Source organism: Tenuifilum sp. 4138str, assembly GCF_041102575.1.
Classification (GTDB): Bacteria; Bacteroidota; Bacteroidia; order Bacteroidales; family Tenuifilaceae; genus Tenuifilum; species Tenuifilum osseticum.
Genome location: NZ_JBGCUE010000015.1, coordinates 80,379 through 95,061 on the forward strand (window position 1 = coordinate 80,379; position 14,683 = coordinate 95,061).

Sequence of the window (14,683 nt, forward strand, 5' to 3'; positions counted from 1 at the left end):
TTTCATTAAAGGCATAAATTTTATAATATGCTAAAGGATGCGGTTAGCCCTGCCATTACTATTGATACCATGCTCATGAGCTTGATAAGGATGTTAAGGCTGGGGCCTGAGGTGTCCTTGAATGGATCGCCTACAGTGTCGCCAACAATTGCTGCTTTGTGGTTGTTGGAACCCTTGCCGCCAAAGTTCCCCTCCTCGATGTATTTCTTGGCATTATCCCAAGCTCCACCTGAGTTTGCCATAAAAATTGCAAGAACAAAGCCTGCGGCAAGACCACCGGCAAGTAATCCCAAAACACCTGCTACGCCAAGAACCAAGCCGGTAACAATGGGTAAAATTATTGCCAAAAGCGATGGCAGAATCATCTCGATTTGAGCACCGCGAGTTGAAATGGCCACGCAGCGAGCATAATCGGGTTCGGCTTCACCTTCCATGATGCCCTTAATTTCACGGAACTGACGACGAACTTCCTCAACCATTTTTTGTGCAGCACGACCAACAGCGTTCATGGTTAAGCCACTAAACAGGAAGGCCATCATGGCTCCAATAAAAACGCCAACAAGCACAACGGGGTTCATCAGGTTAACCTGGTAGTAGTTCATAAAGTCCACAATGGTTGCCTTTGCGGTATCAATGGTGTCGCCATTGGCAAGTGTAATTACATTCTCACCAATACGGATTAACCCAATTTTAATCTCCTCAATGTAGGAGGCTAAAAGCGCTAGGGCGGTTAAAGCTGCGGAGCCTATGGCAAATCCTTTACCAGTAGCTGCAGTTGTATTACCCAAAGCATCAAGTGCATCGGTACGTTTGCGAACCTCGGGGTCTAAGTGGCTCATTTCAGCGTTACCTCCAGCATTGTCGGCAATTGGACCGTAAGCATCGGTAGCCAGGGTAATACCCAGTGTAGAAAGCATTCCAACAGCGGCAATACCTATACCGTATAGGCCTAACTGAATGTTTTGGGCATCGAGCATGTGCTTAACATCGAAATTGATGGCCGAAAGGAATGCAATTAGTATTGCTATTGCAATGGTAATAACAGGTATGGCAGTTGACACCATTCCTAAACCCACCCCTGAGATGATAACCGTAGCTGGTCCGGTTTGAGCGCTTTCAGAAATCTTGCGGGTAGGCTTATATGAGTGCGAGGTGAAGTATTCCGTTGATAGTCCAATTATAATGCCAGCCAGCAACCCTGTAACAACCGAGAAGGATATTCCCATCCAGTTCTGCAGGCCTAATGCGTAAAGGATTACAAAGGTAAGGATTGCAATTAGTGCTGAGCTCACGTTAACGCCCACACCCAACGAGCGAAGCAGGTCACGCATGGTTGCGCCCTCTTTGGTACGAACCATATAAATGCCTAGAATGGAAAGCACTATGCCAACACTAGCAATTAACATGGGTGCAAGGATTGCTTTGTACTGCATGTCTACTCCGGTTGCAGCAAATGCTGTTGCCCCTAGGGCTGCAGTGGCAAGAATTGACCCTGCATAAGATTCGTATAAGTCGGCACCCATACCGGCTACATCGCCCACATTATCGCCCACGTTATCGGCAATGGTGGCTGGGTTGCGGGGGTCATCCTCCGGGATACCTGCCTCAACCTTACCTACAAGGTCGGCACCCACATCAGCGGCCTTAGTATAAATACCACCACCCACACGGGCAAACAGTGCTTGGGTTGAGGCACCCATTCCAAAGGTAAGCATTGTGGTGGTAATGATGATTAACTTATGAGAGCTATCGGGTTCATCGATAAAGTAGTTGAGGATCAGATACCATAAGGAAATATCGAGTACTGCCAGACCAACCACAACCAATCCCATTACTGCACCCGACCTGAATGCTACCCTAAGGCCATGGTTTAGGGAGTTCTTAGCAGCGTTAGCCGTTCGAGCCGATGCATAGGTGGCGGTTTTCATTCCAAAAAATCCGGCTAAACCGGAAAAGAAACCACCGGTTAGGAATGCAAACGGTGTCCATTTGTTTTGCACTCCCAGTCCAAATGCCAAGTATACAAAAAGCAGCATCAGCACAATAAATACAATAAACACCACCTTGTACTGCTGCTTTAGGTACGACATGGCACCCGTACGCACGTGCTGTGCAATCTTTTTCATCAGGTCAGTACCCTCATCTTCCCTCATCATCTGCCTAAAAAAGTGGTAAGCAAACGCCAGGGCAATCACCGATGCAATCGGTACAATCCAGAACAAATTGTCAATAATCATAGGTTTAATAATTTAGGTTGTTATTGATATATTTAGATAGATAATTTTCATATAAACATTTAGCTAATATACGAAGTGTAATTTAAGCTGAGTATATTCGAACAAAAAAAAGAGGTTGACTTAAAAGTTTTTTCATTAACAAATTTTATTAAAAGATGTTCGTTGAAAGATTCAATAACTTTGGTTTGGTAGAATTTAAATTCTGTTTTCAATTTCGTTTAGTTACCAAAAGTAAACCACCATTTGTCAAACTGATCTAGTCGAAGGGTTCAGTGTACCGAGTACCTTATGGGTGGTATTTAGTGTTTGGTGAAAATCTGCGTAAATCACCCCAATCTGTGCTATCTGTGTTCTATTGAATTTCTATCAACTATCAACCATCAACCATCAACTAAACTGGTATCACAGGGTTACACAGTGTAACACGGTGTTACACAGAATGGCACTCACGAACAACGATTCACGAACAACGAACAACGCATCCTGCCCTGTAGGGGCTAAACATTTGTAACTCCCAAACGACTCCCACCCGTATAGCGATGCATGCAGTGCATATGCCAAAGAGCAAGGGTGAATCGTTGCATCGCAATAGAAAGGCAATGCAAAGAGCGATTTACACGTTCTTTCTTGTCTTGATACAAGAAAGAACCAAAGAAAATCAAGGCTGAAAAGCCTGACCCGAAGGGTGCCCCGAGGGTGGAACTGCTGTGCGATACAATTCGCCACGCCTCCGGCGTGACTCATCTGGTATCGCTTACAAAGCCCACCGCAACGTTCCACCCCCGACCCATTGTCGGGTCAGGCTTTTATGCCACTACATAAGCCATTCCTATTGGTCGAGGAATTTTGTAAGTTAAAAGTTGTAAGCTCAAAGAGAAGCTTCGACTGGGCTCAGCATTACAGGGGGAGTTCGAATGCCAAAGGTTTTATCGTTCCAAGGCCCAATAAATTGGGACTCACCACTAGAAATATCCCTAAAAAGCATTGGTTCTAATTTATAAGTCAGCTAAAGAATATTCACAAAAAAAGCATTACATTCAAATTTGATGGTAGTATTAAAACAAAAAAAATTAACTTTGCACGGTCGGAAAAAAAGTCAAATTTCAATATGGACGATTATCACCCTGATAGTTAACCCGGAATAGAGGTAATGTACTATACCTCTATTCTATAAAATTTTGGAGGGATAGTACATGATTTCATTCTGGAAAAGGGACATTGGTTTACATCCAACTGCCGAATGGGAACCCTACTGCTGGGTAAACGTCGAAAATCCTACTAACGAGGAAAAACGCTATTTGCTCGATGAGCTCGGGGTACCCGATGCTTTCTACAACGATATTGAGGACGTTGACGAGCGCCCCCGTATTGAGTATGAGAACGGGTGGTTTTTTATCCTGATGCGATTACCTTATAAGAATACCGATCTGAAAATTCCCTACACCACAGTCCCTCTTGGTATTATTTTTAAGGATGAGGTATTTGTGTCAATCAGTTTCTACCGTTGCGAGGTGATCCCTGATTTCATTCAATTCTCGGTTCGTAAGGGAATTTTAATAAAGGATCATTTCGATCAGGTACTCAGGATAATGCTATCGTCAAGTGTATGGTTCCTGAAGTACCTAAAACAGATAAACAACGACATTAAGGAGGCCGAAAACCAGCTTGAACGTTCCATCCGTAACGAGGAACTACAGGATCTGCTTCGCATTGAGAAGAGCTTGGTGTTCTTTACCACATCGCTAAAGGGCAACGATATACTGCTGCACAGGATAAAAAACCTGCGTAGCTACCGCGATACCTATAATCCGGAACTGTTGGAGGACGTAGAGATTGAGTTACGCCAGGCACAGGAAACTACAAGCGTTTACTCCGACATTCTAAGCGGTATGATGGATGCTTACGCTTCGGTTATATCCAATAACTTAAACATTGTGATGAAGCGTTTAACCTCTATCTCCATTGTGCTTATGATTCCAACACTAATTGCTAGTTTTTATGGGATGAATGTTCCCAATAACATGGAAACTCATCCCTGGGCATTTGGTGCTATAGTTATTGCATCGATAACTATATCTGTTTTTGCTTTGCTGATATTCATGCGGAAAAAGTGGTACTAATCAGCGGTTGTTCGGGTAGCCTTATTTACAGCTGAAATAATTTGATCAACCTCAAACGGTTTCTGTATGTAACCGCTTACCCATCCCTCGTTAATAGCATGGTATATTTCGGGCGAAATATCGTAGCCTGTCAGGATGAAGCAGGGTATTCCCGGTTTTACCTTTGCTGCCTCACGGGCAAATTCAAGCCCGTTCATACCAGGCATTTTCATGTCGCAGAAAATAACATCGATGTTTGGGTTTTGGGTAAGTTTTGTTAACCCATCAGCACCGGAGTTGGAACTTATTACCTGGTAATACCTCCGGAAGTTTACCTCAAAAAGCAGTACGTTTGTTGGCTCATCGTCGATGTGGAGCACGCTGATATTTCCTGTTGCATCCATGGCTAGCTCGATTTAGGTAAAACTACTGTAACTTTTGTTCCTTTGCCCCTTTCGGAGTGTATGTTAATATTCCCTTTGTGTTCCTTTATGATGTTGTAGGTGATGGATAACCCCAGCCCTGTTCCCACTCCAGGCTCCTTGGTGGTAAAGAACGGATCGAAAATCTTTGTCAAATTTTCGTGGTCAATTCCGCATCCGGTATCCTCAAAAATCACCCTACAGGTTTTGTCCGTTGATTTTGTTGTTATGGTTATTTTCCCTGTGCCATCGATAGCTTGAATGGCATTGATGAGAATATTCATGAACGATTGGTGTATTTGGCCCTCGTTACAGTAAATACTTGTTGAATCCTCGTTGTAATGCTTTATGATCTCAATTCTATCGCGGTACTGATTGGAAAGTAGTATCAGACAGTTGTCAATCACCCTGTGTAAATCAACATTTGAGTGTTTTGTATAGTCGGCACGGCTATACTGGTTAAGGCTTCTTACAATCTGGGCTGAGCGTTTAACTCCTTCCTTGATAGCATCAACTAATGGCTGTAGCTCGCTTTTTTGTGCTTTAAACTTATCGTTGATATATCCCTCAATGGCAATAATGCCTCCCTGTATGAAATTCAGGGGGTTATTTATTTCGTGAGCAACCCCAGCCGCAAGCAAACCAAGCGATGCCATTTTCTCCGATTGGATTAGGGTTTGCTGAGCGTTCTTTAGTTCCTGTAAGGTTTCTATTAGCTTTTCGCGCTGATTGTAAAGTTCCTCGTTGGCTGAGGTTAGCTCCTCGTTTACTGCCTCGAGTTCCTCAGTGCGTTCTTTTACAAGTAGCTCCAAGTGGTTTCTATAGGTTTCAAGTTCCTGTTGGGTTTTCTTTATTTCTGTAATATCAATGGAAATCCCCCTTAACCCAACAACTATTCCATTATCAACTATAGGGGATGAGTACACAAGAGCAGGGAATCGTTCGCCATTCCTGCGTTGTGCTGGGTACTCAAGCCCAGGTGCAGTCTCCCCCTGCAGCCGTCGTTTAAAAAGCCTGATAGTTTCTTCCCTAAATTCAGGAACAATGGTTTCAAAGATATTCACCCCTTTTTTAAAGTCCTCATAGGTGTAACCCATATTTTCCAGCCCATACTTGTTCACAAAGGTTACCATTCCGTTTAGGTCAATTTCCCAAATGGACTGGGGTAGGAGTTCGGTAAGCTCACGGAATCGCCGCTCGCTCCGTTCTAGCTTTTCCTGGGCTTGTTTTATTTGGGTGATATCGGTAATGGTTCCTATATAACCATTGATTCCATCGGCATTTTTTTCGGGCAAAGCATTGCCCAGAACCCAAACCACTGTACCATCGGGTTTTAAGAATCGGTATTCAGTTGATGAGCTTTCCTCTAAATTAACCCTTTCGTACCAACCATCGAGTATCTTTTGCCTATCCTCCGGATGAACAGCCTTAATCCAATCATCGCCTTTTGCCTGTTCGGGTGTTAATCCGGATAGTTCGCACCACTTTGGATTAACATAGGTGGTTTTACCCTGAGCGTCGGTTCGGAAGATGCCTACGGGCGACATGTGGGAGAGGGTCTCGAAAAGCATCATGGTTTCATGGTATGCTTTTTCGGCTTTTCGGAGTTCGGTGATATCAACTATTGCTCCAATAGAACCAGTTACAGCACCATGAGCATTGTAAACAGGTGCGCCACTAACCATGCAATCGACCATTCGGCCATCTTTGGCCTTGAACTGCATTTCGTAAACATTCTTTATCCCCTGTTTCCGTTGATTATTTGCCTCAACTATTTCATGTCGCCTTTCCTCAGGAATTAAAAACTCATTTCCTACTTTCCCAATTACCTCTTCCGGCTTATATCCAAACATCTCTGTAAATCGGGTGTTCACAAATAGTATACGGTCGTTGTTATCGACCATCATAAGCGCCTCATTCAGGCTTTCAACCACAGTTCTATAGAGCTGTTCCCTCTCCTTGATTTCTTGTTCAGCCTTTTTCTTTTCGGTTACATCAATTAGAATCCCTCTAAGCCCTTTTGGGATATTGTTTTCGTAAACAACGCTTGAGAATATGTTGGCTGGGAAAATTGAACCATCCTTTCTGAGGGCAAGGTACTCCTCGTCAGATGTTTTACCTTCAATAAAGAGTTTTTTAATATTTTGGGCAACCCTCTGCCTATCTTCAGGGGCAATGAGGTCGATAATGGTGATGCCTTTCTCCAGATCCTCCTGGGTATAGCCGAAAAGTTTGAACCCAATGTTGTTGGCATAGGTAAATCGCGCATTTAGGTCAACTTCCCAAACAACCAGGGGTAAAAGGTCGGCTAGTTCACGGAACTTACGCTCCCGGTACTCCAGTGCTTGCTGGGCAATTTTCCTGTCGCTTACATCGCGGACTACAGCTAGCACTCTGTTTTTACCATTAATAAAAGTGAACTTAAGCGAAACCTCAGACCAGAAAATTGAGCCATCGGATCGTTTGCTTTGCCATTCAAAAACAGCACTACCAGCCTCTATTGCTTGTTTTATCCGTTCCTGGGCTCCATTAGTATCGTATGGTTCAATTCCTGAGGAGAAAAAATCGACATGCTTACCTATTACCTCTTCCTTACTATGTAATCCATACATTTTAAGCATCTGGTCGTTTACATCGATAATTACTCCTGTTTCGGCATCGTGAATAAAAATAGCTTCGCTGGTAGAGTTGAAGATTTCAAGGTAGTTTTGGAAACTTTCAACCGCATTGGCTTTCTGTTTTTCTGCCTCACAGAGCGCATCCTCGATACGTTGCTGGTATTTACGGCGCTCAAAGATGTTGAGAACGAGGTAAAAAATAAGCAGCATACCTATAGCCATAACAAAAGTTGCCACCCATACCACCTGCCTTGAACGTGACGATGCTTTCTCAATGGGTATTTCGCTAATTACCATCCAGGGTTTATCGCTCAGGTATAGGTTAATTGGATAGTAAAACCGAAATACTCTTTCTTTTAGGTAATTTGAATAGGTTTCAGCAGAAACTTCATTTCCCATAAAGGCCTTGGCGGTATAGGCACTATCGGCTCTACTTTCTTCTAGGTAAAAATTTTTCCGAATTTTAGTAGAATCGGGATAGCTAACAATTAACCCTTTAGGGGAAACCAAGTATAAAAATCCGGTGTCGAAAAGTTTTACTGAAGATATTGCATTCTGTAGAAAGTTAAGGTTTATGTCAACCCCCACAACACCTAGGAAGGTTGTATCGCTCATTATTGGAACGGAAATGGTACATCCAAAATACAGATTGCTATAGTTGGTGTACCTGAACAGATATGGTTCAGAGAGAACCGCACTGCGCTTTTGTTTTGCATCGGTATAAAAGAACGATTGGTAATCGTTGCATGGAACAATCTCAGAGTATAATGTATCGTTATCGCGAAAGTATGTTATCCCGAGACGTCCATTGCAAGGGAATTCATTGCTATGATTAAACCGGGAATCATTCTGGTCGTAAGCATTGGATTCCCATAGAACCCAAGCCCCTAAAATATTAGGGTTGCTGGTAAGAACGTCCTTTAAAAGATTCTTAATATCGTTGCGGGTTCCATTTTTTTGCTTCAGTATTATTGCACGTTGCTGAATTGAATTAGCAACCACATAGGCTGCAGTGAAATAGAGCTGGGTTTCGCCAGCAGTTTGACGAAGCACCTCCTTTGAGACCTCCTTGGACGATTCATAAATGTGTTTACGCTGGTTTACTGCCAGGTAGATAAACATGAAAATGAACACGCTGGCCGTAAGCAATGCTGCAAGTATTGCTGAATAGGGATGTGAGTATAGTTTACGAATACTCATTTTATTCGTAGGTGTAGTTTCCTATACGTAAAGATAGAATATTTTATATGGAAAAAAATTTGATTGAGCCGATAATTTTGACCAAAAGCGTTTTAGCTAATACCAGGGTATTAAAATGTTACCTTTTGGCTTTAACAAATGGGGTAAAATCCCCGTTAGTTTCAAAAAGAATTTTCTCAAAGAGTTTTGTTGTAGCCAGCGCATCGCCAGCAGCCCTATGGCGATTCTCAATTTCAATTCCTAAAGTGTTGCAAATGTTGCCCAGGCTGTATGAGCCATATCCCGGGAAAACCCGTCGGCTAAGCTTAACGGTACAGAGCACTTCGCGGTGATAATCATAGCCCAAACGTTTAAACTCAGCCTGAATAAACCGGTAATCGAATGGTGCATTGTGGGCTACAAATATGCATTCGTGTGTAAGCAATACCACCTCCCGAGCTATTTCGTAGAACTTTGGCGCATTGGCCACCATTTCATTTGTGATACCCGTTAGCTGTGTAATGTAGTATGGGATTATGGTTTCAGGGTTAACCAGTGTTTTAAACTCGTTGGTTATACAATTTCCGTCATGAATGTAAATGGCAATTTCAGTTATCCTATCGCGCTGCCAGCTACCGCCCGATGTTTCAATATCAACTATGGCATATTTCATTTACATAACAGTTAAGGGTATTGCTACCAGTGGCATATGAACTCTATTCACACCAATACTAACAAAATTTTTTTTCAAATCAGCATTACAACCTGAACCACTATTGCACCAATAATTGGTAACCACAGCAAAAGTTCGTTCCAAAAGTTCTGTTTAGCATCAGCAAAATATGATGACATGATGAATGCTGAGGGTATAGCAGTAAAGTAGAATATCTCATACGATACACCTGGAACTAAAAAGAATGATACAACCCCAATCAGAAAAAGGTAAAGGAAAATGGAGTAGTAGCGGCGAATGATAATTTTTTGAAAAGCCAATTTTTGATAGGTACCTATAAGCGATACCCCGAAGGGAATTGCCAGAAAACTTCCAAAAATCCAAAATAGTTTATCATCAACAGCAGGTTCCGATTCGGTGAAAAGGCTTGTAACAAAAGCATAGTATGGTTTAAGAATATCATCGTTAATAATGAAAAGTACAAGCATGTAAATAAGCCAGGGAACGATAAAGGCGAATAGCAAAACAAACCATTCCCTAACATTGAAGGGACGCAGTACTAGCAAAGTAAGTAGTGCCCAAACTGCAATAGATACTGCAGGAGCATAAAACAAGGTAGCTAAACCTATTGCTAATCCTGCCCTAAAAAGGTTGTCGAGGGGGGCGTTTTTCTGGTAAATGACAAATAAATGGTCGATGCTGAGCAGCACCAGGAATACTGATACCAGCGCTGGGTTTAACCGTTGAATAGGTAAAAAGGCTGCAGCGCATAGTGCATAAAACAGAATTGGCAGGTACGACCGATTCTTTAATATGATAAACTTATTGTTTAACACCAGCAGGTAAATTCCTGAAATAAAGAAAAGGATTACAGCTGTTAGCTTGTACCCAATAGGGTAATGGCTAAGTAAATTGGCTAAAGCTTGGTAGAACGGCATTGGAAAACTATCGAAAAGGAATGAGTAGGTTGGCGATTTACCCATAAGGGTGGCAAGCCAAATTGCAAACAGGAGAAGCAAAATGAACGCTATTGCTCCAAATCTACTTTTTTGGGCACTTTTGAGAAGCATACTATTGGTTTTGCAGTTTTTTTAAATCGTTGCCAATGTCGTTTCGGTAGTACAGCTTATCGAATTTGATGGCTTTAGCAAGGGTGTACGATTTTTCAAGAGCTTGGTCGATGCTGTTGCCCAGCGCCGAACAGGCAAAAACTCGTCCGCCAGCAGTAACCAGTTTACCGTTGCTTATGGAGGTTCCGGCGTGGAATAGAATAGCATTAGAGGGAATAGAAGCAGGTGTGGCTATTTCCTTCCCTTTCTCGTATGAATTTGGGTAGCCCCCCGATACAACAATAACCGTTGTTGCGGTTTGGGAATCAACCTCAATGGATGCTTCCGATAACCGATTCTGTGAGCATGCCAGCAGGGCTGCAAGCAGGTCGGATTTAATGCGAGGCATTACCACCTCAGTTTCCGGATCGCCCATCCTAACATTGTACTCAATTACGTAAGGATCGCCATTTACGTTCATTAGCCCAATAAAAATAAAGCCTTTGTAAGGGATAGCATCGTTCCTGAGTCCATTTATGGTAGGTTTTACAATACGCTCCTCAACCCTTTTCATAAAATCCTGATTGGCGAACGGTACAGGCGACACAGCCCCCATACCTCCGGTATTTGGCCCGGTATCGCCTTCGCCTATGCGCTTGTAGTCCTTTGCCTCAGGGAGGATTATGTACGAGTGGCCATCGGTTAGCACAAAGACCGATAGCTCTATTCCGCTCAGGAACTCCTCAATCACAACCTTTTGGCTTGCAGCCCCAAATTTACCCGCAAAAAACTCCTGGAGGTTTGCGCATGCCTCGTCGTACGATGGCACAATAACCACTCCCTTTCCGGCTGCAAGGCCATCGGCCTTGAGAACGTATGGGGGATTTAGGGTTTTGAGAAAATCTTTGGCCTGGTTGAACTGCTCCGCTGTAAAGGTTTTATACTGAGCGGTTGGGATTCCATGTCGGAACATGAACTCCTTTGCAAAATCCTTGCTACCCTCAAGCATAGCACCTAATTTTTGAGGGCCAATTACCGGTATATGCTTAACGTTACTATCAGATAGGAAGGAATCGTGAATGCCCTGTACAAGAGGTTCTTCCGGGCCTACAATCACCATGTCAATTGCATTCTGAACACAAAAGCTCTTAACCTCATCAAAATTTAAAGGGTTAATAGCTACGTTCTGTCCGTGGTAGCCAGTACCGGGGTTGCCCGGGGCTATAAAGAGTTGTTCCAAAAGGGGACTTTGCGAAATTTTCCATGCCAAGGCGTGCTCACGGCCGCCAGAGCCAAGTAAAAGTACATTTAGTTTCTTATCCATCGTTCAAGGCAGGTGTTTGACTACAAAGGTAGTTATCGTTTTAAAATGGAAGGTGATTGGCGCAAAACAATTTTTTACTCAATGTTGTAACTTAAATGAAACTTAATCGTCATACATTTGAAAGTTGATAACCAAGTAACGGTTCATGACCGCCGAAGAGTTTAACAGATGCGTTGACTTATACTCCGATAGCATTTACCGCTTTGCGCTAAAGATGCTAAAGAATACCGATTTGGCAATGGATAACGTTCAGGATTGCTTTGAGCGGCTATGGGTAAAACACCGTGAGGTGGACTTTGCAAAAGCAAAATCGTACCTGTTTACCTCCGCATACCATGCTGCCATTGATAGCATAAGGAAGGAAAAGCGGAAGCTAGAGTATGCAGGTGAAGCATTTTTTGAAACATCAACCTCTAACGGTTATTCCGATGCCAAGGAGATAGTTGATAAGGCTATTGAGAAACTCCCTGAAATCCAAAAATCGGTACTCCTGCTTCGTGATTACGAGGGGTACTCGTACGAGGAGATTGGCGAAATAACAGGGCTTAACGAGTCGCAGGTTAAGGTTTACATCTATAGGGCAAGGTTGTTCCTGAAGGAGCAACTGGTAAGTATTGATAATTTGATTTAGGGCTATGACAATAAACCGAAATAACTACGAACTTTTTATCATCGATTACATCGATGGTAAGCTTAGCCCTGAGCTTACCGATGAGCTTATGGTTTTCCTGAATCAAAACCCCGATATTGCAATAGAGGTTGAAGGGCTAGCCGAAATTAAGCTTACTCCAACTCCGGTTAAAGCACCAATGGCTAAGGAAACACTAAAGCGATCGACCAGTTTAACCGAAAGCGGTATTACCGAGGCCGATTACCTTTGCATTGCCGAGCTGGAGAATGATTTAACGGCCCAAGAATCCTTGCAGCTAAACGAGCTTAAAAAAAATCACCCCGATATTGCAAGACTCTCAACCCTATACAGTAAAACCAAATTAATAGCAAACCCAGCAGAAATCTTCCCCAGGAAAGCCAGCCTAAAGCATGCCCGTATAACCCCAACATTATCGCGCATTGCCTATGCAACTGCAAGCATTGCAGCTGTTCTGCTTATTGGTATCTACATAAACTCGTTACTTATCAGCAGGATGGACAGCAATACACTGGTGGCAGTACAAAGCCCAACCACCACCCCTGAACAGGAGAATAATAAACCTGCTGAAACCATTGAGCTAACCAAACCAATTGACAATACGGTTCAGGAAACAAGGCGTAAACCCAACTTACAACATTCCAAACCCGCTACTACAGTTAGGGTTGCCCAGGTTGCTCAGGTTACTGAAAACACTAATAGGGTAAGTGACGAGGAAATTGAACCAATAGCCACCATTGAGCCTCAGGTTACCCAAACAGCTCAGCAGGAGGCACAACCCAATATCAACATAAATAAAAGCAACAGCTTAACTGCTCATGGTTCTATTTCGGCCAAACAGGTTCAACCGCAGACAAAGGAACTCACCATTGGCGACATCGCCCTTAAAGGCGTACAAAAGCTTGCCCAATCGGTTGGAATAAATGTTGATGTAAAGCAAACCGAAGGCAATCAGGCCAAAAAAATTGTTGTAGAATCGAGGCTGCTGGCCGTTTCGGCAACTATTTTACCAAAAGAGGAATAACTACCCCTGTAACATTTTTCGCATTCGGGCGTCGTATGGTAAAACAACCGAATGTTAAACTAAATCTGATAAAACAATGAAAAAGTTTTTACTTGTGGGATTGATGTTTTCCGTTATTACCCAACTTAGCGCACAGAACAAGGAGGACATACTTCGTAATCTCGAAAATCCCGACACACTTAAACAGCAAAGCGCACAAACCTCAAGCGATAAGCAACCCATGGTAATTGTTCGCAAAATTGTAAAGGTTGTTGATGGCGATTCAATTATTGAGGAACGTATCGACACCGTTACCTCGGTCAATGCTGTAACTGTTGATTCGGACAACATGGCCTGGGTTAACACCATGGGCGATACTATTAAAGCCGCCAAGGGCGATACAGTGGTAGTAAGACTCGGTAAGAAAAAGATGGTGATTGTTGATTCCAAGGACAAAACAGTGATTGAAATCCCTGAAAAGGGTAAAAAGTCCGACGAAATTATTGAGTACAGGGAGGTGAAAAAGTTCAAGGGACATTGGTCGGGTTTTGAGCTGGGTATAAACGGATTCATGGATAAGAACCATTCCATGACGCAAACCGGCGATATAGCCTGGATGGATTTAAAGCAGGCACGCTCATGGAACACCAATATCAACTTTACACAGTATAGCATTGGATTTGGAACCGATAAGGCAGGTCTTGTTACCGGTTTGGGTCTTGAGTTTAACGATTACCATTTCTCCAATCCCATAACCCTTAAGGTTGAAAATGGCGTAACCGTTGTGGATAGCTCCTACATTCAGGCCGGCTATAAGGTGGAAAAGACAAAGGTTACCATGTCGCACCTAACTCTTCCGCTGCTCCTTGAGTTTCAGATACCCATGGGCGAAAAGCGTAAGGACAGAATTTACATCTCCGCCGGTGTAATAGGTGGTGTAAGGCTTGGCTCTCACACCAAGGTGGTGTACGACGATGGCTCACTCCATAAGGATAAAAACCGCGGCGATTTTAACATTGCTACCCTACGGTATGGGTTAACCGCCCGCATGGGTTACAAGGGCATCAGGCTTTTTGCCAACTACTACCCAGTTCAACTATTTGAAAAGGATAAAGGCCCTGAGCTATATCCCTTCTCGGTAGGTCTTGTTCTGGTTCCTTTTGATTAGTTTACAGTTAATGGTTAGGTTACAAAAGGCGGGTAAAACCCGCCTTTTGTAGTTGATGGTGTAAACAGACCTCACCCCTACCCCTCTCCTGACAGGAGAGGGGAGAAGCAATTTGGAAGCCTTATGGTGGAAAAAAAGTTTTGCTTTTCATGGGAGATCTAGAGGGGGGCTTTACACGTTGCACATTTATAATCGTCAAATCAAATTGTGCAAAAAATATAAATCAAATTGTGCAAAAATAATTTTAATTGCATTTAAATAG

General features: G+C 43.0%; 11 protein-coding genes. 5 read left to right on the forward strand and 6 right to left on the reverse strand.

Annotation, left to right across the window (positions count from 1 at the left end):
- Positions 1–20: 20 nt before the first annotated feature.
- The gene (locus AB6811_RS12865) at positions 21–2,237 is read right to left on the reverse strand and encodes a sodium-translocating pyrophosphatase (protein ID WP_369490926.1); all 2,217 of its coding nucleotides are present in this window, start codon (positions 2,235–2,237) and stop codon (positions 21–23) included.
- Positions 2,238–2,933: 696 nt separating this feature from the next.
- Between AB6811_RS12865 and AB6811_RS12870 the strand changes: the two genes are divergently transcribed.
- Positions 2,934–3,059, forward strand: coding sequence for a hypothetical protein (locus tag AB6811_RS12870; protein WP_369490928.1), 126 nt, complete (start codon positions 2,934–2,936; stop codon positions 3,057–3,059).
- A gap of 371 nt (positions 3,060–3,430) precedes the next feature.
- Positions 3,431–4,357 (forward strand): magnesium transporter CorA family protein, encoded by a 927-nt coding sequence (locus AB6811_RS12875; RefSeq protein WP_369490930.1) that lies wholly within the window; start codon positions 3,431–3,433, stop codon positions 4,355–4,357.
- Here AB6811_RS12875 and AB6811_RS12880 read toward each other — a convergent pair.
- The 5 genes from AB6811_RS12880 to purD form a co-directional block, all read right to left on the reverse strand.
- Positions 4,354–4,740 (reverse strand): response regulator, encoded by a 387-nt coding sequence (locus AB6811_RS12880; RefSeq protein ID WP_369490931.1) that lies wholly within the window; start codon positions 4,738–4,740, stop codon positions 4,354–4,356. The genes AB6811_RS12875 and AB6811_RS12880 overlap by 4 nt on opposite strands.
- Positions 4,741–4,742: 2 nt before the next feature.
- Complete coding sequence (locus AB6811_RS12885; RefSeq protein WP_369490933.1) at positions 4,743–8,576, reverse strand: PAS domain S-box protein; 3,834 nt, start codon at positions 8,574–8,576, stop codon at positions 4,743–4,745.
- 118 nt (positions 8,577–8,694) lie between these two features.
- Complete coding sequence (locus AB6811_RS12890; RefSeq protein WP_369490934.1) at positions 8,695–9,228, reverse strand: 3'-5' exonuclease; 534 nt, start codon at positions 9,226–9,228, stop codon at positions 8,695–8,697.
- Positions 9,229–9,302: 74 nt separating this feature from the next.
- Positions 9,303–10,298, reverse strand: a complete 996-nt coding sequence (locus AB6811_RS12895; protein WP_369490936.1) for a DUF6427 family protein — start codon at positions 10,296–10,298, stop codon at positions 9,303–9,305.
- Between the two features lies 1 nt (position 10,299).
- On the reverse strand, positions 10,300–11,601 hold the full coding sequence (gene purD / locus AB6811_RS12900; protein WP_369490938.1) for a phosphoribosylamine--glycine ligase: 1,302 nt from the start codon (positions 11,599–11,601) through the stop codon (positions 10,300–10,302).
- A 145-nt stretch (positions 11,602–11,746) separates the two neighbouring features.
- On the opposite strand from purD, the gene AB6811_RS12905 reads away from it, so the two are divergent.
- From AB6811_RS12905 to AB6811_RS12915, 3 genes are all read left to right on the forward strand, one after another.
- On the forward strand, positions 11,747–12,232 hold the full coding sequence (locus AB6811_RS12905; protein WP_369490941.1) for an RNA polymerase sigma factor: 486 nt from the start codon (positions 11,747–11,749) through the stop codon (positions 12,230–12,232).
- Between the two features lie 4 nt (positions 12,233–12,236).
- Positions 12,237–13,274 carry a hypothetical protein gene (locus AB6811_RS12910; RefSeq protein ID WP_369490943.1) on the forward strand — a complete coding sequence of 346 codons (1,038 nt, stop codon included), beginning with the start codon at positions 12,237–12,239 and terminating at the stop codon, positions 13,272–13,274.
- 76 nt (positions 13,275–13,350) lie between these two features.
- A complete protein-coding gene (locus AB6811_RS12915) occupies positions 13,351–14,421 on the forward strand; it encodes an outer membrane beta-barrel protein (protein WP_369490944.1) in 1,071 nt (356 codons plus the stop codon).
- Positions 14,422–14,683 lie beyond the last annotated feature (262 nt).

Coding starts and splice junctions, on each gene's coding strand:
- purD (WP_369490938.1), bottom strand. CDS start 11,601: ATGGATAAGAAACTAAATGTACTTTTACTTGGCTCTGGCGGCCGTGAG.
- AB6811_RS12915 (WP_369490944.1), top strand. CDS start 13,351: ATGAAAAAGTTTTTACTTGTGGGATTGATGTTTTCCGTTATTACCCAA.
- AB6811_RS12875 (WP_369490930.1), top strand. CDS start 3,431: ATGATTTCATTCTGGAAAAGGGACATTGGTTTACATCCAACTGCCGAA.
- AB6811_RS12885 (WP_369490933.1), bottom strand. CDS start 8,576: ATGAGTATTCGTAAACTATACTCACATCCCTATTCAGCAATACTTGCA.
- AB6811_RS12880 (WP_369490931.1), bottom strand. CDS start 4,740: ATGGATGCAACAGGAAATATCAGCGTGCTCCACATCGACGATGAGCCA.
- AB6811_RS12890 (WP_369490934.1), bottom strand. CDS start 9,228: ATGAAATATGCCATAGTTGATATTGAAACATCGGGCGGTAGCTGGCAG.
- AB6811_RS12905 (WP_369490941.1), top strand. CDS start 11,747: ATGACCGCCGAAGAGTTTAACAGATGCGTTGACTTATACTCCGATAGC.
- AB6811_RS12910 (WP_369490943.1), top strand. CDS start 12,237: ATGACAATAAACCGAAATAACTACGAACTTTTTATCATCGATTACATC.
- AB6811_RS12895 (WP_369490936.1), bottom strand. CDS start 10,298: ATGCTTCTCAAAAGTGCCCAAAAAAGTAGATTTGGAGCAATAGCGTTC.
- AB6811_RS12865 (WP_369490926.1), bottom strand. CDS start 2,237: ATGATTATTGACAATTTGTTCTGGATTGTACCGATTGCATCGGTGATT.